Genomic DNA, 18661 nt, shown 5'->3' with positions numbered 1-18661 from the left:
GTTATTGACGGAAAACGCATTGTGAAGGCCGCTTTGCCTTGGCAAGGCCCCACTGCAATCCTATGTTAGTCGATAATCCAGCGGGCTTCGGTCCGCGACACATGTTCGGGGAGTTCGATGAACCCAAATTTTCGGAATTTCGCGCTGTGGGCGATCATAGCTTTGCTGTTGATCGCCTTGTTCAGCATGTTCCAGACGTCGCCGTCGCAGACCAGCTCGCGCGAAATACCGTATTCGCAGTTCCTTCGCGAAGTGGATGCCGGCCGCGTCCGTGACGTCACCGTCACCGGCAACCGCGTCCTCGGCACCTATGTCGAGAACGGCACCGCCTTCCAGACCTATTCTCCGGTGGTCGACGGCAGCCTGCTCGAAAAGCTCCAGTCGAAGAACGTGATGATCGTCGCTCGCCCCGAGACCGACGGCTCGTCCGGCTTCCTGAGCTATCTCGGCACGCTCCTGCCGATGCTCCTGATCCTCGGCGTCTGGCTGTTCTTCATGCGCCAGATGCAGGGCGGCTCGCGCGGCGCCATGGGCTTCGGCAAGTCCAAGGCCAAGCTGCTGACCGAAGCGCACGGCCGCGTCACCTTTGATGATGTGGCTGGCGTCGACGAAGCCAAGCAGGACCTTGAGGAAATCGTCGAATTCCTGCGCGACCCGCAGAAGTTCCAGCGTCTCGGCGGCAAGATCCCGCGCGGCGTGCTGCTCGTCGGCCCCCCGGGTACCGGCAAGACCTTGCTCGCCCGCTCCGTCGCCGGCGAAGCCAATGTACCCTTCTTCACCATTTCGGGTTCTGACTTCGTCGAAATGTTCGTCGGTGTCGGTGCATCCCGTGTGCGCGACATGTTCGAGCAGGCCAAGAAGAACGCGCCCTGCATCATCTTCATCGACGAAATCGACGCCGTCGGTCGCCATCGTGGCGCGGGTCTCGGCGGTGGCAATGACGAACGCGAACAGACGCTCAACCAGCTGCTGGTCGAGATGGACGGCTTCGAGGCCAATGAAGGCATCATTCTGATCGCCGCGACCAACCGTCCCGACGTTCTTGATCCGGCGCTGCTGCGTCCCGGCCGTTTCGACCGCCAGGTCGTCGTGCCCAACCCGGACATCGTCGGCCGCGAGCGCATCCTCAAGGTCCATGCCCGCAACGTTCCGCTGGCGCCGAATGTCGACCTCAAGGTTCTCGCCCGCGGTACGCCCGGTTTCTCCGGCGCGGACCTGATGAACCTCGTCAACGAAGCCGCCCTGATGGCCGCCCGCCGCAACAAGCGCGTCGTCACCATGCAGGAATTCGAAGACGCCAAGGACAAGATCATGATGGGCGCCGAACGTCGCTCGTCCGCCATGACCGAAGCCGAGAAGAAGCTGACCGCCTATCACGAGGCAGGACATGCGATCACCGCGCTCAACGTGCCGGTCGCCGACCCGCTTCACAAGGCGACCATCATCCCGCGCGGCCGCGCGCTCGGCATGGTCATGCAGCTCCCCGAGGGCGACCGCTACTCGATGAGCTACAAGTGGATGGTCTCCCGCCTCGTCATCATGATGGGCGGCCGCGTCGCCGAGGAAATCACCTTTGGCAAGGAGAACATCACCTCCGGCGCCTCCTCCGACATCGAGCAGGCCACCAAGCTTGCCCGCGCCATGGTCACGCAATGGGGCTTTTCCGACGTGCTCGGCCAGGTCGCCTATGGTGAGAACCAGCAGGAAGTTTTCCTCGGCCATTCGGTGTCGCAGTCAAAGAATGTTTCCGAATCGACCGCCCAAAAGATCGACACCGAAGTGCGCCGCCTGATCGACGAGGCCTATACCGAAGCCCGTCGCATCATCACCGAAAAGCACGACGACTTCGTCGCGCTGGCCGAAGGCCTGCTCGAATACGAGACGCTGTCCGGCGAAGAAATCAAGGCGCTGTTGCGCGGCGACAAGCCGGCCCGCGATCTCGGCGACGACAGCCCGACCAACCGCGGTTCTGCCGTCCCCTCGACTGGCTCCAAGAAGGACGCCCCGAAGGGCGGCGAGCCGGAAAGCGGCCTCGAGCCCCAGCCGCACTGATCGTCGACAGACGACACCATGAGGCCACCCCCGGAAGCGGCGGGTGGCCTTTTTCTTTGTTACTCACAAGATGTAATGGCCTTTGACGGTAATTTACGTGCCCTTGGGCACGTTTTGTGGCATGAGCACGCCAATTGAAGCCGCCTTGCCGCGTTCTGCCGCAAGGCCTTGCACATCCGCCGCGCGTCCCCGCGCCGGCCCCCGGTCATGCAGGAGCACTAATGACACGTCGCTATTTCGGTACGGACGGCATTCGCGGGCAGTCCAACAAGTTTCCCATGACGCCCGACCTCGCCATGCGGGTCGGCATTGCCGTCGGCACCATCTTCCGCCGCGGTCATCATCGTCATCGCGTCGTGATCGGCAAGGACACCCGCCTCTCCGGCTACATGCTGGAAAACGCGCTGGTCGCCGGCTTCACCGCAGCCGGCCTCGACGTCTTCCTGCTCGGCCCGATCCCGACGCCGGCCGTCGCCATGCTGACCCGGTCGCTGCGCGCCGATATCGGCGTCATGATCTCCGCCTCGCACAACCCCTTCGCCGACAACGGCATCAAGCTGTTCGGCCCGGACGGCTACAAGCTGTCGGACGAGATCGAGAAGCAGATCGAGGACCTTCTCGAACAGGACATCTACGCCCAGCTTGCCCCGGCTCACGAGATCGGTCGTGCCAAGCGCGTCGAGGGCGACATCTATCGCTACATCGAATTCGTCAAGCGCACGCTGCCCCGTGACGTCACCTTGCATGGCCTGAGGGTCGCGATCGACTGCGCCAACGGTGCCGCCTACAAGGTCGCGCCGCTGGCACTTTGGGAACTCGGCGCCGAAGTGGTGACGATCGGTAACGAGCCGAACGGCACCAACATCAACCTCGACTGCGGCTCGACCCATCCGGCGGCACTGCAGAAAAAGGTACATGAAGTGCGCGCCGATATCGGCATCGCGCTCGACGGCGACGCCGACCGCGTCATCATCGTCGACGAGAACGGCACAGTGGTCGACGGCGACCAGCTGATGGCCGTCATCGCCGAGACCTGGGCGCAGGACCAGATCCTGCGCGGCGACGGCATCGTGGCAACGGTCATGTCCAATCTCGGCCTCGAGCGCTTCCTCTCCGACAAGGGCCTGTCGCTCGCCCGCACCAAGGTCGGCGACCGTTACGTCGTCGAACACATGCGGAACCACAACTTCAACGTCGGTGGCGAGCAGTCCGGCCATATCGTGCTGTCCGACTTCGGCACGACCGGCGACGGCCTCGTCGCGGCCCTTCAGATCCTCGCCTGCGTCAAGCGGACCGGCCGCACCGTGAGCGAGATCTGCCACCGCTTCGAGCCCGTGCCGCAGCTTCTGCGCAATGTACGCTTCTCCGGCGGCAAGCCGCTCGAAGACAAGACCGTCAAGCAGGCGATCGCCGATGCCGAGAACGAACTGGCCCGAAACGGCCGCCTCGTGATCCGTCCGTCCGGAACCGAGCCGCTGATCCGCGTCATGGCGGAAGGCGACGACCGCGAGCAGGTCGAACGCATCGTCAACGAGCTGGTCAGCGTGATCGGCAGCGTGAAGAGCGCGGCGGCGTAAGCACGAATCTGGTTGTCCCTCATCCCCCTGCCGGGACCGTCTCCCCGCAAGCGGGGCGAAGGAGCAGAGCGGCAACACCATCGACCTTCTCCCCGTTCACGGGGAGAAGGTGGCGGCAGCCGGATGAGGGGCAACTTCCAACCACCATGGTCCCAGACAAAAAGGCCCGGTTGCGATCCGCAACCGGGCCTTTTCCATTGATGCGACGTAAAATCAGGCGGAAAGCTTGGCCATGACCTCGTCGGAGACTTCGAAGTTCGAATAGACGTTCTGGACGTCGTCGTCGTCTTCCAGCGTGTCGATGAGCTTCATCAGCGACGTCGCCTTTTCTTCATCGACTTCGATCGTGTTTTGCGGCTTCCAGATCGCCTTGACGGAGGTTGCTTCGCCGAGCACGGCTTCGAGGGCCTTCGACACTTCGTTCATGTCTTCGAAGGCGCAATAGATGGTGTGGCCTTCTTCATCCGACACCACGTCTTCTGCGCCGGCTTCGATCGCGGCTTCCATGACCTTGTCGGCGTCGCCGACGGAGGCTTTGTAGGTGATTTCGCCGACGTGGTCGAAGGAGAAGGAGACCGAGCCGGTTTCGCCGAGTGCGCCGCCAGCCTTCGAGAAGATCGAGCGCACGCTGGAGGCGGTGCGGTTGCGGTTGTCGGTCAGCGCCTCGACGATGATCGCCGTACCGCCCGGACCATAACCTTCGTAACGGATCGCATCATAGGTCTCGGCATCGGCACCCGATGCCTTCTTGATGGCGCGGTCGATGTTATCCTTCGGCATCGACTGCGCCTTGGCGTTCTGTACCGCAAGGCGCAGAGCAGCGTTCATGGTCGGGTCGGGCAGACCGGTCTTCGCCGCAACCGTGATTTCGCGCGCAAGCTTGGAGAACATCTTCGAACGGATGCCGTCCTGCTTGCCCTTGCGGTGCATGATGTTTTTAAACTGTGAATGGCCAGCCATGGCACCCCTGATCAGGTCTAATTGTGAGGAATGGCGCCTTATACGAGCGAAACACGACCGGTTCAAGGGGACGCACCGCATTACCGTGGCATTGAACGGGTCCCGACACTGTGCTTGCGGACACCGCCTCGAGCCATGAGCACCGGGAACATCTCCCTCCTCCGCCCGTTGATCGTCTGACGACATCAATCGAAGGAGATACACGATGGCAAGCTTCACCGAGGCCCGCGAGACCCCGGCCAAACAGCTGTGGGACGAGATCGACGACATTCATGCCGGGATGCTGGGCATCGAGGGAGCAGGCATGCATATGCAGCCGATGGCGCCCTTCGCCGACCCGACCACGAATACCATCTGGTTCTTCACCAAAACGGATTCCCATCTGGTCCAGTCGCTGCGTCCGGGCACGCGGGCCCACTTCTGCGTCATCGGCAAGAACCACGACTATCACGCCTGCCTTGGTGGCGTGCTCACCGAACGCAAGGATCCGGCAAAGATCGACGAGCACTGGAACTCCGTCGTCGAAGCCTGGTACGACGGCGGCAAGGCCGATCCGAAGCTCACCATGCTCGCCCTTCATCTCGACGACGGCGAGATCTGGGCCTCGACCGGCAATCCGCTCAAGTTCGGCTGGGAAATCGCCAAGGCCAATCTGAAGGACGAGAAACAGCCGGACGTCGGCGTCCACCGCCGCATTGCCTTTGCCTGATCGATACATTCAGTTCCTGCCAGGCGCCCGGCCCTTCGGCCGGGCGTTCGGTCAGACCCCGCTGAGAACGAGGATCAACGGCTTGCGCGGCAGGGTTCGCGCCGTCACCGTGATCGCGTCGCTGTCGGCGATCTTGAAATCGAAGCTCTGATCGAACATGCCGAGGAAAGTCTCGATCGGCGGACCTCGCCGATGCATCGGCAAAATGAGCGCCGAGCGCAACCGCTTGATCGTACGGCTCATGCTGTCGGCTCCCATGGTCAGCCCGCCGTCGACCGGGACCATCACGATGTCGAGCCGGCCGATCTCCGCGAAATGGGCATCGGTGAGCTCGTGATGCAGGTGGCCGAGGTGGCCTATACACAAGCCGGCGACCTCGAAGATGAAGATCGAATTGCCGTTGGGCTCGAAAGCGCCGCCCCAACTGCGGATATCGGTCGGGACATTGCGGATATAGGCATCGCCGACGACCAGGCGATGCTCGGCCTTCTCGCCGGGGCGCTCATCGTTCCAGCCATGCAGCACCGTGGCGATGCCGGGATCCGGCGACAACGTGTAATGGCTTGAATGCGCCTTGTTCATCGTCACGACATCAGGCAGATCTGCAGTGCGCAGCCAGCCGTTGAAGTCCGTGGCAATCGAGATGCCGCCGGGCGTCTCGATCTGGAAGGTCGAGTGGCCGAGGAAGCGGATCGTCACCTCCTCTTCGAGCGCCGCGTAGATGAGCGGCAGCGGTTCCGGCTCGAACGTCGCGAAGCGCGCTTTTGGAAGCCCTTCGGCTACCAGCTGGCACTGGCTGACCGGTGGACGCTCGTCCTCCGCGGCGACCGGCGCCGCAAGGCCTGTGATGGCGCAAAATGCAAGGAACAGTCTCAGCAGCATCAGGCCGCTCCCGTGCCTCGTTCCGACGGGCAAAGGATGCGGCAGAGAGCGGACATGGTAAAGCCGGGAGCCACGCCCCCGGCCTCACAATGGTGTTACCATGCCGCCGCGCTTTAGCCGATCGAGCGCCGCTCAAGCCGCTTGAGACCGTCGAGGACCTGGCTGGAGGCAACCTCAACGCAGCGCAGTTCATTCAGCGCACCGCGGATATCGCCGGCATTGTAGCGGCGCACCGCCTCGATGCCGTGGCTGTGGACCTTGGCGTGGGGCTCGTCGATCGCCACGAAATCGGGACTTGATCCAATCGCGGTATGGCGGCAGCCGTCGTACCACTTGCCGAGCCGGCAATTGTGATGATCCGCCAGTTCGTTCGGCTTCAATCCTTCGCGACCGATGATCATGTTGGCGAGCCTGCGCTTCCAGATGACATGGTCGGACTGGGCGAGCTTAACGACCTTGCCTGGAACATTGGCGCTGCCGAGGGTCTGGAGTCGCGAATTCAATCCGCCCTGCGCCTGCTCCATCGCCGAGATGATGCCGTCCAGCTGTGCGGTCGCCTTGCCCGAGCTGGCCGCCACCGTTCCCACGCCGCGAGCTACGTTCTGCGAGGCTTCACGCTGCTGGTTGAGCGCGGTCGAGATATGACCGGCATTGACGATGACGCTGTCGAGTTCCTTTGCCGCAGCAGTGAGCGAGTTTTGAAGCACATCAAGGGCCTGCCCACCCTGTTCGGCGGATTGGCGGCTGGACGTCATCGCATTGACCATGGCCGTCAGCCCGCTGTCGAGCTTGCTGATAATGTTGCCGATTTCGAGCGTCGCATTGGCCGTGCGGTCGGACAGCGCCTTGACCTCGGCGGCGACGACTGCAAAGCCGCGGCCCGCCTCGCCGGCACGCGCAGCTTCGACCGCGGCATTGATGGCCAGCATGTTGGTCTGCGAGGCAATCTTCTTGATGTTCGCGGCGATCGTGGAAATGCTCTTGCCGAGATCGTGGATGGCGCCGATCCGCTCACCGGTCTCGATCAGCGAACTGTTGATGGCGTTCATCCGTTCGCTGGTTTCCTGCAGCGCCTGCCCGCTCGCCTTGCAGGTCTCGCCGGCGCGCTGCGCGTTGCGGAAGATCTCGTCGCCGTGCTGGGCGACCTCGTTGACCGTCTCGGCCATTTCCTCGGCGGCGGCGGCAATACCCTGCGCCTCCTCGTCGACCTGGCGCAGGTCGTAGAGCAGGTGTGCGGACATTCCAGCCGTTTCGTTGACGCTCACCGAGATCGAAACCACGTCGTCGAGCTGCGCCGACGTCTGGCTGCGGCAGCGTTCGATCAATCCGGCGATCGCGCGCGACAGACTGTCCGTCCCCGTCGGAATACGTGTGAAATCGTCGCTGAGCGCCGCCTCGACGCAAGTCAGCAGGTCATCGGCTTCGACATCGTTCTGGTTAAAGAGGGCATGGGCGGCGGAACTCAAGGTGTACTCCCAAAAACTGTTTGTTCTTTGGGATTTAGGCACTCAACCACCACCCCATATGGGATGCTATTTATTACGGAGCGAGGTTAATTATTCTTTTAAGAATGAGTTCCAGCTAAAGAATTTGGGGTGATCTTCAGCGCCAGAACTCCGGCAGCGTCTCAGTCAAGCGCGGCCCGATGCGGACCGGCGCGATCTTTTCCGCAAGGCCGGTGCGGTCGGAAATGTCAACGCCCACGCCGCAGATGGTCGCCGGGCCGTGCGCCGCCTCGAAACGCCCTTTGGGCATCTTCGAGATGAAGCGGTTGAGCGGCTCTTCCTTCTCCATGCCGAGCGAGGAATCGTAGTCGCCGCACATGCCGGCATCCGACATGTAGGCGGTGCCGCCGTTGAGGATCTGATGGTCGGCCGTCGGCACATGGGTATGCGTTCCGACGACGAAGCTGGCGCGCCCGTCGACGAAATGGCCGAAGCATTGCTTTTCGCTGGTCGCCTCGGCGTGGAAGTCGAAGACGATGGCATCCGCCTGTTCCTTCAATGGGCAGACGGACAGGATCGCCTCGGCGGACTTGAAGGGATCGTCGAGTTCCGGATGCATGAAGACCCGGCCCATGATGTTGGCCACCAGCACGCGCGCACCGTTGCGGGCGTAATAGAGCCCGGAACCGCGACCCGGGGTCCCCGCCGGATAGTTGGCCGGACGAAGGAACTGGTCGTGGCGCTCGCAGAAGGTCACGGCTTCCTTCTGGTCCCAGACATGGTTGCCGGTCGTGACGACGTCGGCGCCCGCATTGATCGTCTCGAGATAGATGTCCTCGGTGATGCCGAAGCCGCCGGCGGCATTTTCTCCGTTGACGATGACGAAATCGAGCTTCAGGTCCGCGATCAGCCCCGGCAAACGCTCCCACACTGCAGTGCGTCCGGTCTTGCCAACCATGTCCCCGAGAAAAAGAAGTCTCATTCGCTCGTCCAGTCTCCGTCAGAATTGCCTGTAGCCGCTTTCCGTCAGGATGGCCTGCAGCCGGACGTCATGCGGTTCCGTCGGCACTTCTGCCACCTCCTGGCAGTCGAATGCAATGCCGACAAGCCTGGGTTCCCGGCCTTTTTGCATCAGCCGGGCGATCGCGCGGTCATAATGACCGGCACCGTAGCCGATCCGATGCCCGTTCCGGTCGAACGCCGACAGCGGCACCAGCAGGATCTCGGGGTCGAGCACGGCGGCCTCCGGTCCGGGGCCACGCGTTCCAAAGCCTGTGTCGACGAGTTCGACGCCGGTCGCAAGTTCACGGAAGACGATGGTCATCTTGTCGAGAACGACCGGCAGGCAGAGCCGTGCGCCTCGTGCCTTCAATCGCGCCATCAGCGGCCGGATGTCCGCCTCCGAGCGGATCGGCAGGAAACCGGAGATGATCGTACCCGGCTCGAAATCGAACGCGTCGCCACCATGCTCTGCTATGGCGAGACTGAATTCGGTGCGGGTCTCTTCGGAAATGAGGTCGCGTGCCGCCAGCCTTTCTTTGCGGAAGGTGGCCTTGAGATCTTTGATGGTCATGTCGTGTTCGGTCCCCGAAAGCCGGCGGACGATATCCGAGATGACAGCCAATTCAAAGCCGTCCGTGCGGCAGGGAGTGACGGTCCGGGCCATATCGAAGAAGCGCGGAATGTCAAAGGTCCGCCCCGTCGATGGCCCTCGAATTTCGACGTGCCATCGCGGACTTTTGCGATAACATGTGGTCGTTGAGGCCAATCCGATTTTTGAGGTGCAGATGTTTCTACTGTCGCACATGCTGAAATCATTCATCCGCAAGGGCCAACTGACGATCATCGACGCCGAAGGCAGGCGGCACGTCTTCGGACAGGGCGAGCCAGGCCCGCAGGTCACGATGCGGCTCACCGATCCCCGGCTCTACCGCAGCCTGGTCTTCAAGGCCGAACTGGTCGCCGGCGAAGCCTATATGGACGGCACCATGCGTTTCGAGGAGGGATCGTCCCTCCGCGACTTCCTGATGCTCTTCTCGATCAACCGCCTGTCGCTCGGCAAATATCCGATCCAGAAGATCCTGCGTGCGGTGAAGATGCCGTTCCGCAAGCGCCTGCAGTCGAACCGCAAGGGGGAGGCCCAGCAGCACGTCGCCCATCACTACGACCTCGGTAACGATTTCTACCGGCTCTTTCTCGACGAGAACATGCTCTACTCCTGCGCCTATTTCCGCGAGGAGAACGAGACACTCGAACAGGCCCAGCGCAACAAGCTGCGATTGCTTGCCGCCAAGCTCGACCTGAAGCCGGGCATGAAGGTGCTCGACATCGGTTGCGGCTGGGGCGACCTCGCGCTCTATCTTGCGGCGCTGGAAGACGTCGAGGTCGTCGGCGTGACCCTCTCGAAGGAACAGCATGCCCTCGCCACGAAGCGTGCGGCGGACGCCGGCCTTGCGGACCGCGTCCGCTTCGAACTCAAGGACTACCGCGACGTGACGGAAAGCTTCGACCGCATCGTCTCGGTCGGCATGTTCGAGCATGTCGGCGTGCAGCACTATGACGAATTCTTCAAGAAGCTGAACGCCCTGATGCCCGACGACGGCCTCGCCGTCATCCATTCGATCGGGCACATGAGCCCGCCCGGTATGACCAGCCCCTGGATCCGCAAGTACATCTTCCCCGGCGGATATTCGCCGGCCCTCTCGGAAGTCGTCTCCGTCACCGAGCGCAACAGCCTGTGGGTCACTGACATCGAAGTTCTGCGACTGCACTACGCCATGACGCTGGCCCACTGGTATCAGCGCTTCGACGCCAATCGCGACAAGGTCGTCGCCATGTATGACGAACGCTTCGCCCGCATGTGGGAATTCTATCTGATCAGCGCAGAGATGACCTTCCGGGCGGGAAGCCAGATGGTATTCCACCTGCAGCTTTCCCGCAAACGGGACGGCGCCCCGATCGTGCGCGACTACGTGACCGACCGGCAGCGGGCCTATATCGAGCGGGAAAGGGAACTTGGACTTGCCGTCTGAGGCATATCACTAGTCGAGCCCGCCATAGGTCTTGACCAGTTCCTCCATCGCGCCGGCCTCGACGGTCCCCATGCCCGCCAAGCCCGCCGCGACGCCCCGCCGGTCGGGCTCGCCCCGGTTCTGGCTGACTTTCCACTTACCATCGATCGCGGTGATCTCGACCTCGATGCCGACGATGCCCTTCAATTGCGCGGTGATGAACTCGTCGGGCGCGTCGCCGACGGCCCACGGGATCATCCGTTTGCTCTCATGACCGTCGGTCAGCCTGTCCACCTGCGCCCTTAACCACTGGCTGTCCTCGATCACCCGGACTGTGCCCCGCACCTGGACGATGGCATAGTTCCAGGTGGGCACGACCTTGCCGGTCTCACGCTTCGTCTCGTACCAGGACGGGGTGATGTAGTGATCGGCGCCTTGGAAGACGATCAGCGCCTCCGCGCCTTTGCCCAGCGCCCGCCATTGCGGATTGGCTTTCGCCATATGCGCCTGGAGCGTACCCAACCCCTGCTCCACCTTCGCCAGCCTAAAGGGGATTGGATTGGCGAGAAGCCCGCCCTCCCCCGAGGAGATCAGCAACCCGAGCGGATGATTGCGGATGAGGTCGTGCTGGACGTCGAGGCGCTCCTCGCGGAAATGAGGTGGCTGGTACATGAGAGGAGTCCCTTTGATTCTTCGGCTGTTTGCCATCTCGACCATCGAGAAATCCATGCGTCAATCCCGGCAGCCCTTTGCCCTTTCCCGCTTGCTGGATTAGAACGGTGACGATTGCTCATCCATGCGGTGCCCTGCCATGACGCTCAACACCATTCTCTGGTTCATACCCGCCTGCTTCGCGCTCAACATGGCCTTCGGGCCGAACAACCTGCTTGCGCTGACCAACGCGATGCGCGTCGGCATCGGCAAGGCGCTGATCGCCTCGCTCGGCCGCATCGTCGCATTCGCCATCATGATCGTGATCACCGCTCTCGGGCTGGGCGCCCTGCTGATTGCCTCGGAAGTTGCCTTCTCCGCCATCAAGTGGGCAGGCGCCGCCTATCTCGTCTGGCTCGGCATCAAGCTCCTGCGCTCGCGTGCGCCGACGATCGGAGGCATCGATGAAGTGCTACCCGTACGCAGCACGCAGAGCCTCGCCCGTCAGGAATTCTGGGTGGCGATCGGCAATCCCAAGGCGATCCTGATCTTCACCGCCTTCTTCCCGCAGTTCCTCGACCGCGGCGACTACGCGACGAGCTTCGCGGTGCTCGGCGCGATCTTCCTCGTGCTCGAACTCGCGGCCATCGCCGTCTATACCTACATCGGCAGCCATCTTGGCCGCTTCGCCGGCCGGCCGAGTGTCTTTGCCTGGATGAACAAGGCAAGCGGTGGCCTGATGATTGCGTTCGGCGCCATGCTGGCACTCGCCCGCCGCCCCGCCTGAGACGAGCGGAGCCCAAAGGGGAACCGCTGCGCCGCCATCGTGAGACAAGCCGGACCGAAACGAAAAGGGAAAGTGCGATCCACGGCAACCGGTGGATGTTTACGATCCTGGGTGCCTACAAACGTAGGTGGGCGCCATATGTCCAAGCCCACGGGCCTGGCCAGGGACAGCTCCCTTTGGATCGAGTATGGCCCCAGGGATTGTGGTTCCTGTCGTGAGGCGCAGACCGCAGTCGAGATATAGGTCCAATTTCGTCCCGGCGCCAGAGCCGGAACGCATTGCTCCCAAATTTAAGGTTGGTTCTTTGCTGCCGGTCAGCTGTCCTGCCGGGTCGCGGCCGGCCGCGCCGTCAGCTTGCGGGTAATCCCGTTCAGCCGTTCGGTCAGCTCGCCAAGCGCCGTCGTCAGCATTTCCTCGCGGCGCTGGGCGTCTTCGAGCGCGCCGTCACGGCCTGCACGGAAGGAGGAAAGCTCCGCCTCCATTGCCGCCATGCGGCGGTTCACTTCCGAAAGCTCGTCCATCACCATGATGCCGGACATGACCGTCAGCCTGAGGTCGCCGATCTCGCCGAACTGTGATTTCAGGTGGCTGACATAGCGGTCGAACTGGGTGGCAAGGTCGATCAAATGCCCTTCCTGGCCCTCTTCACAGGCCATCCGGTAGGCTTTTCCATCGATCGTGACCGTCACCTGTGCCATGAACTATCCCAGTTGCAGCCGTCTCGCCGGCTTCGCATTTCGTCGGATCCTAGCGGTCGAGGACCGCCCGGATCGTTTCCATGGCAGTCACCAGCCGCCGCGAGACCTCGCGGTTGACTTCCTCGAGTCGGTTCGCGCGGAACTCCGATTGATCCAGTTCCTGGGCGAGCCGCGCGCGATCGGCATGCACGCGCCGCACTTCGCCCTCGACCTCGCCGCTCTCGCGCTGGGCTTCAATACGCATGTCTATGGCGTTCTCAAGGCCGGCCACCGCCTGCCTGAGCGCGCCAAGCGCCGCTTCGACCGAATTTCCTGTCGGCATAGTCTTGTCCCGGCTTTCCAGAAGAGGCCGTTCGAATCGACCCAGAAGACCCGCTTTGATGAAGGCGGACAGTAAGCTTCTCGATTGCCACCCGTCAATAAATGCAAGGGGGTTCGACAATGCCATTCCTGTGGACGAGTGCCGCATCAAGGGCGCCCGAGTGAGCTGCCCGAAAAACAGACAAAAGCATGAATATCTGTACGACAAAAGGCCAGAATACCGGGCATTTGTTGACTCGTGCGATTCACCTGCTATGGATCAGCCGCTTTCAGACGGACCGTGCTGCCGTACGGTCGTCCCTCAAGACCCGGAACAAGCGGAACAGCCATGATCTCTCCCGAAAAACACAACCGGATGGCAAATGCGATCCGATTCCTCGCCATGGACGCGGTGGAAAAAGCCAATTCTGGCCACCCCGGCATGCCGATGGGCTGCGCCGACATCGCTACCGTTCTCTTCACCCGTTTCCTGAGCTTCGACCCGAAGAATCCGCTGTGGCCCGACCGCGACCGTTTCGTCCTGTCGGCCGGCCACGGCTCGATGCTCCTCTACAGCCTGCTCTATCTCACCGGCTACGAGGACATGACCATCGAGGACATCAAGGCGTTCCGCCAGATGGGCGCCAAGACCGCCGGCCACCCGGAATACGGCCACGCCTCGGGCATTGAAACGACGACCGGCCCGCTCGGCCAGGGTATTGCCAACGCCGTCGGCATGGCGATTGCCGAAAAGAAGCTCGCCAATGAGTTCGGCTCCGACCTGATGAGCCACTACACCTATGCGCTGGTCGGCGACGGCTGCCTCATGGAAGGCATCAGCCAGGAAGCGATCTCGCTTGCCGGCCACCTGAAACTGAACAAGCTGATCGTTCTCTGGGACGACAACGGCATCTCGATCGACGGCGCGATCTCGCTCGCCGACTCGACCGACCAGCATGCGCGCTTCCGCGCTTCCGGCTGGAACACGCTCAGCGTCGACGGCCATGATCCGGAAGCGATCGCCGCTGCGATCGAGACCGCGAAAAAGTCGGACAAGCCGACCATGATCGCGGCCAAGACCGTGATCGGCTTCGGCGCTCCGAACAAGGCCGGTACCCACAAGGTTCACGGTTCGCCGCTCGGCGCCGAGGAAATCGCCGCCACCCGCAAGGCGCTCGGCTGGGAAGAGGAAGCCTTCGTCGTTCCCGCCGACGTTCTCGACGCCTGGCGCCTCGCCGGCCTGCGGTCGACCAAGACCCGCAAGGACTGGGAAGCCCGTCTCGCCGCGACCGATGCGGACAAGAAGTCCGAGTTCAACCGCCGCTTCGCCGGCGACCTGCCGGGCAATTTCGACGCCGCCATCGACGCCTACAAGAAGAAGCTCGCCGAGGCCAAGCCGACGGTCGCCACCCGCAAGGCTTCCGAGGATGCGCTTGAGGTCATCAACGGCGTGCTGAGCGAGACCCTCGGCGGTTCCGCCGACCTGACCGGCTCGAACAACACCAAGACCAGCCAGACCAAGTCGATCACGCCCGACGACTTCTCCGGCCGCTACATTCACTACGGCATCCGCGAACACGGCATGGCAGCCGCCATGAACGGGATCGCGCTGCACGGCGGCCTGATCCCCTATTCCGGCGGCTTCCTGATCTTCTCGGACTATTGCCGTCCGTCGATCCGTCTCGCTGCTCTGATGGGCATCCGCGTCATCCACGTGCTGACGCATGACTCGATCGGCCTCGGTGAAGACGGCCCGACCCACCAGCCGGTCGAGCACATGGCAGCGCTCCGCGCCATCCCGAACCTGCTGATGTTCCGCCCGGCCGATGCGACCGAAACGGCGGAATGCTGGCAGATCGCGCTCGAGCAGAAGCACCGTCCTTCGGGGCTGGCGCTGACCCGCCAGAACCTGATCGCCGCCCGCACCGACTACGAAGAAAAGAACCTCTCGGCCTACGGCGCTTATGAGCTGGTTTCCGCCAGCGACGCCAAGGTCTCGATCTTCGCGTCGGGCTCGGAAGTCGAGATCGCCCTCAAGGCCCAGCAGACGCTTGCCCAGAAGGGCGTCTCCGCCCGCGTCGTCTCGGTTCCGTGCTTCGAACTGTTCGCCGAACAGCCCAAGGCCTACCGCGACGCCATCATCGGCAACGCGCCGGTCAAGATCGCGGTCGAAGCCGGCATCCGGCAGGGCTGGGACGCTTTCATCGGTTCGGACGGCGCCTTCATCGGCATGTCCTCCTTCGGCGCCTCCGGCCCCTACAAGGAACTCTACAAGCATTTCGGCATCACGGCTGAAGCCGTGGTCGCCGCCGCCGAAGCCAAGCTCGGCTGAGGGTCAAATTGTCGCAAGGGCGTTTTCGAACGCCCTTTCTTCCCATAGTCTGAAGTTCTGAATTAAAAAGCGGGAGTGAAACGCAATGACTGTAAAAGTTGCCATCAACGGCTTTGGCCGCATCGGCCGTAACGTACTGCGCGCCATCGTCGAATCCGGCCGCACCGACATCGAAGTCGTCGCCATCAACGACCTCGGCCCGGTTGAAACCAACGCGCACCTGCTGCGCTACGACTCGATCCACGGCAAGTTCCCGGCCGATGTGAAGGTCGAGGGCGACACCATCATCGTGGGCGGCGGCAAGCCGATCAAGGTCACCGCGATCAAGGACCCGGCAACGCTCCCGCACAAGGAACTCGGCGTCGACATCGCGATGGAATGCACCGGCATCTTCACGTCGCGTGACAAGGCAGCTCTCCACCTCCAGGCCGGCGCAAAGCGCGTCATCGTCTCGGCTCCGGCCGACGGCGCAGACCTGACCGTCGTCTTCGGCGTCAACCACGACAAGCTGACCAAGGACCACATGGTCATCTCCAACGCCTCCTGCACGACGAACTGCCTGGTTCCGGTCGTCAAGACGCTGGATGACGCCGTCGGCATCGACCACGGCTTCATGACCACGATCCACTCCTACACCGGTGACCAGCCGACGCTCGACACCATGCACAAGGACCTGTACCGCGCCCGCGCTGCAGCCCTGTCCATGATCCCGACCTCGACCGGCGCCGCAAAGGCTGTTGGCCTCGTCCTGCCGCATCTCAAGGGCAAGCTCGACGGCACCTCGATCCGCGTTCCCACCCCGAACGTCTCGGTCGTCGACTTCAAGTTCGTCGCCAAGAAGAACACCACCGCGCAGGAAATCAACGAAGCCATCAAGGCTGCTTCGAACGGCGCCCTGAAGGGTATCCTCGGCTACACCGAAGAGCCGCTCGTTTCGCGCGACTTCAACCACGACAGCCACTCGTCGATCTTCGCCATCGACCAGACCAAGGTTCTCGAAGGCAACTTCGTCCGCATCCTGACCTGGTACGACAACGAGTGGGGCTTCTCGAACCGCATGTCGGACACGGCAGTGGCTCTCGCCAAGCTGATCTGATCGCATAAAAATTAGCGCTCGCTTTAAAAAAGGCGGATCGGAAACCCCGGTCCGCCTTTCAAATTTTAAACTTCCGCCCTACTCTGATCACGATTGAAGACGATAGGTTTTTCATCTCGTCTTCCGGCAGTCCTGCCAGATCACTCCATCCTCGTCACCGGCCCTGGTCCGGGACGCAAAGCCTTGCCGACGCGGTCGAGCAGCGCCTGAGGTGTGACCTGTCTCGACCGGCGGAAGACGGCGCGGTCGATGAGAGGGACGAGGGGTGGACGAATTCTATGCGATGACGCTGGTGGCGACGGCCCTGGTTCTGCTGGCCGCATTCTCCAGCCTGATTGCCTTCCGCTTCGGCGCACCGCTGCTTTTGCTCTTCCTGCTGATCGGCCTCGTCGCCGGTGTCGACGGCCTCGGCATCGAGTTCTCCAACAATTCGCTCGCCTATGTGCTCGGCTCCATCGCGCTGGCGATCATCCTCTTCGATTCCGGCTACGGCACGTCGCTGCAATCCTTCAAGCTCTCGGCCATTCCCGCCCTCACCCTGGCAACCGTCGGCGTGCTGATGACCGCGACGCTCTTCGGGGCGCTTGCCTATTTCCTGCTCGACTTCAGCTACCTCGAAGGCGTGCTCCTCGGCTCGATCGTCGCCTCGACCGACGCGGCGGCCGTTTTCTTCCTGCTGCGCATCGGCGGGATCAACATCCGCGACCGGGTTCGCTCCTCGCTCGAGGTGGAATCCGGCACCAACGATCCGATGGCCATCTTCCTCACCATGGCGCTGGTGCAGGTTCTCTCCGCCGGTGAGAGCTATGGCGGCCTCGACCTCGATCTCGTGCGCCTGTTCGTCGAGCAGATGGGCATCGGCCTTGCGCTCGGCCTGATCGGCGGCGCGCTCATCGTCTTCGTGCTGAAGCGCATCGCCGTCGAGCGGGGTCTCGCGCCGATCTTCATGCTGGCCATGGCACTGCTGGTGTTCTCCTACACCGGCGCGGTCGGTGGCAGCGGCTTCCTCGCCGTCTATGTGGCCGGTATCTATGCCGGCAGCCAGAAGATCCCCGCCCGGGCGTCGATAACCCGATTCCAGGACGGCATGACCTGGCTTGCCCAGATCGTCATGTTCCTCGTGCTCGGCCTGCTCGCCACGCCGTCGCAGTTTCCGTCGATCCTGTTGCCGGCCGTGCTGCTCGGCTTCTTCCTGGTCTTCGTCGCGCGTCCCCTCGCCGTCTGGGTCTGCCTTCTGCCCTTCGACTTCACGCAGCGCGAGACCGGCTTCATCGCCTGGGTCGGCCTGCGTGGTGCCGTCTCCATCCTGCTCGCCATCCTGCCGATCCTCGGCAATCTCGAAGACGGCCAGACCTACTTCAACGTCGCCTTCATCGTCGTGATGATCTCGCTCGTGCTGCAGGGCTGGACCATCAAGCCGGTAGCCCGCAAGCTCGGCCTGATCATCCCGCCGCGCATCGGCGCGATCGACAAGCTGGAACTCGACCTGCCCGGTTCCGCCAATCACGAACTCCTCGCCTACCGCGTCGTCGCCGAAAGCCCCGTCCTTCGCGGCGAACGCATCCCGCGCTGGGCCATGCCTTCGCTGGTCATCCGCGACGGCAAGTCGATGCGCTACCAGTATGCCGGACGTCTGAGGGAGAACGATCAGGTCTATCTCTTCATCGCGCCGGGCTACTCGAAGCTGCTCGACCGCCTGTTCGCCAGCAAGGCGCCGGTGGAAGAGGACGACAGCGAATTCTTCGGCATGTTCGCGATTTCACCCGGCACCCGCGTCGACGATCTCGACCAGGCCTACGGGCCGTTGACGGTCACCGAAAGCGAGCGCGCCAAGACGATCGCCGAGCTCATCTCCCATCGCCTCGGCGGCCAGGCCGACTATGCGGACCGCGTGCGCCTCGGCACCATCGTGCTGATCGTCCGTGACCTCGACGAGACGGGACACGTCTCTTCGGTCGGCGTGTCGCTCGAGCCCGTGGCGCCCGCCACCAACTTGCCGATTTTCCTCAACATCCGGGAGCTGGCCCACGCGATCCGCGACTACCTCCGCCGCAAGCGCGCGGAGCGTACAAAAGTCGCAGCTGGTGAAAAATGACATCCCGTCGCCTTGCGCCGCTCGACGGGCGGTGTAAGGTCCGGCGCGTCAGCCCCCCATCCTGCA

Annotated in this window: 16 protein-coding genes and 1 other RNA gene; 8 read left to right on the top strand and 9 right to left on the bottom strand. The window is 62.9% G+C overall.

The window, feature by feature from the left end; translation table 11 throughout:
• Positions 1-117: 117 nt before the first annotated feature.
• Both ftsH and glmM read left to right on the top strand, forming a co-directional pair.
• Positions 118-2052 (top strand): ATP-dependent zinc metalloprotease FtsH, encoded by a 1935-nt coding sequence (ftsH, locus tag HHL25_RS00885; protein WP_169586342.1) that lies wholly within the window; start codon positions 118-120, stop codon positions 2050-2052.
• A gap of 221 nt (positions 2053-2273) precedes the next feature.
• Entirely contained in the window at positions 2274-3629 is a 1356-nt protein-coding gene (glmM, locus tag HHL25_RS00880; protein WP_169586341.1) for a phosphoglucosamine mutase, read from the top strand.
• Positions 3630-3842: 213 nt separating this feature from the next.
• On the opposite strand, the gene HHL25_RS00875 is transcribed toward glmM, so the two are convergent.
• Positions 3843-4589: a YebC/PmpR family DNA-binding transcriptional regulator gene (locus HHL25_RS00875; protein ID WP_169586338.1), complete on the bottom strand. Its 747-nt coding sequence runs from the start codon at positions 4587-4589 to the stop codon at positions 3843-3845.
• Positions 4590-4794: 205 nt separating this feature from the next.
• On the opposite strand from HHL25_RS00875, the gene HHL25_RS00870 reads away from it, so the two are divergent.
• Entirely contained in the window at positions 4795-5298 is a 504-nt protein-coding gene (locus tag HHL25_RS00870; protein WP_169586336.1) for a pyridoxamine 5'-phosphate oxidase family protein, read from the top strand.
• A 51-nt stretch (positions 5299-5349) separates the two neighbouring features.
• Here the strand turns inward: HHL25_RS00870 and HHL25_RS00865 are convergent, their stop codons facing one another.
• The 4 genes from HHL25_RS00865 to HHL25_RS00850 form a co-directional block, all read right to left on the bottom strand.
• On the bottom strand, positions 5350-6180 hold the full coding sequence (locus HHL25_RS00865) for an MBL fold metallo-hydrolase (protein ID WP_169586334.1): 831 nt from the start codon (positions 6178-6180) through the stop codon (positions 5350-5352).
• Positions 6181-6293: 113 nt separating this feature from the next.
• Entirely contained in the window at positions 6294-7646 is a 1353-nt protein-coding gene (locus HHL25_RS00860) for a methyl-accepting chemotaxis protein (protein ID WP_169586332.1), read from the bottom strand.
• Between the two features lie 136 nt (positions 7647-7782).
• Positions 7783-8607: a TIGR00282 family metallophosphoesterase gene (locus HHL25_RS00855; RefSeq protein ID WP_169586330.1), complete on the bottom strand. Its 825-nt coding sequence runs from the start codon at positions 8605-8607 to the stop codon at positions 7783-7785.
• Between the two features lie 18 nt (positions 8608-8625).
• A complete protein-coding gene (locus tag HHL25_RS00850; RefSeq protein ID WP_169586328.1) occupies positions 8626-9198 on the bottom strand; it encodes a 5-formyltetrahydrofolate cyclo-ligase in 573 nt (190 codons plus the stop codon).
• Between the two features lie 214 nt (positions 9199-9412).
• On the opposite strand from HHL25_RS00850, the gene HHL25_RS00845 reads away from it, so the two are divergent.
• Positions 9413-10657 carry an SAM-dependent methyltransferase gene (locus HHL25_RS00845; RefSeq protein WP_169586326.1) on the top strand — a complete coding sequence of 415 codons (1245 nt, stop codon included), beginning with the start codon at positions 9413-9415 and terminating at the stop codon, positions 10655-10657.
• A 9-nt stretch (positions 10658-10666) separates the two neighbouring features.
• Here the strand turns inward: HHL25_RS00845 and HHL25_RS00840 are convergent, their stop codons facing one another.
• Positions 10667-11308, bottom strand: a complete 642-nt coding sequence (locus HHL25_RS00840) for an FMN-binding negative transcriptional regulator (protein WP_169586324.1) — start codon at positions 11306-11308, stop codon at positions 10667-10669.
• A 139-nt stretch (positions 11309-11447) separates the two neighbouring features.
• Here HHL25_RS00840 and HHL25_RS00835 point away from each other — a divergent pair, with 139 nt between their 5' ends.
• On the top strand, positions 11448-12074 hold the full coding sequence (locus HHL25_RS00835) for a LysE family translocator (protein ID WP_169586322.1): 627 nt from the start codon (positions 11448-11450) through the stop codon (positions 12072-12074).
• A gap of 72 nt (positions 12075-12146) precedes the next feature.
• On the opposite strand, the gene ssrS is transcribed toward HHL25_RS00835, so the two are convergent.
• The 3 genes from ssrS to HHL25_RS00820 form a co-directional block, all read right to left on the bottom strand.
• Positions 12147-12305: non-coding RNA, 6S RNA (gene ssrS / locus HHL25_RS00830), on the bottom strand.
• A gap of 83 nt (positions 12306-12388) precedes the next feature.
• Positions 12389-12772 carry a cell division protein ZapA gene (locus HHL25_RS00825; RefSeq protein WP_169586320.1) on the bottom strand — a complete coding sequence of 128 codons (384 nt, stop codon included), beginning with the start codon at positions 12770-12772 and terminating at the stop codon, positions 12389-12391.
• Between the two features lie 49 nt (positions 12773-12821).
• On the bottom strand, positions 12822-13094 hold the full coding sequence (locus HHL25_RS00820; RefSeq protein WP_169586318.1) for a DUF4164 domain-containing protein: 273 nt from the start codon (positions 13092-13094) through the stop codon (positions 12822-12824).
• A gap of 327 nt (positions 13095-13421) precedes the next feature.
• Between HHL25_RS00820 and tkt the strand changes: the two genes are divergently transcribed.
• The 3 genes from tkt to HHL25_RS00805 all read left to right on the top strand — a co-directional run bounded on the left by tkt (position 13422) and on the right by HHL25_RS00805 (position 18595).
• Positions 13422-15404: a transketolase gene (tkt, locus tag HHL25_RS00815; protein ID WP_169586316.1), complete on the top strand. Its 1983-nt coding sequence runs from the start codon at positions 13422-13424 to the stop codon at positions 15402-15404.
• Between the two features lie 85 nt (positions 15405-15489).
• Positions 15490-16500, top strand: a complete 1011-nt coding sequence (gene gap / locus HHL25_RS00810; RefSeq protein WP_169586314.1) for a type I glyceraldehyde-3-phosphate dehydrogenase — start codon at positions 15490-15492, stop codon at positions 16498-16500.
• A 265-nt stretch (positions 16501-16765) separates the two neighbouring features.
• Positions 16766-18595 carry a potassium/proton antiporter gene (locus HHL25_RS00805; RefSeq protein WP_169586312.1) on the top strand — a complete coding sequence of 610 codons (1830 nt, stop codon included), beginning with the start codon at positions 16766-16768 and terminating at the stop codon, positions 18593-18595.
• Positions 18596-18661 lie beyond the last annotated feature (66 nt).

It is taken from the genome of Rhizobium terricola, from assembly GCF_012927355.1.
Taxonomy (GTDB): Bacteria; Pseudomonadota; Alphaproteobacteria; order Rhizobiales; family Rhizobiaceae; genus Allorhizobium; species Allorhizobium terricola.
The sequence above is the reverse complement of the archived record's forward strand: the minus strand, read 5'-3'. Positions and strand labels throughout refer to the sequence as shown.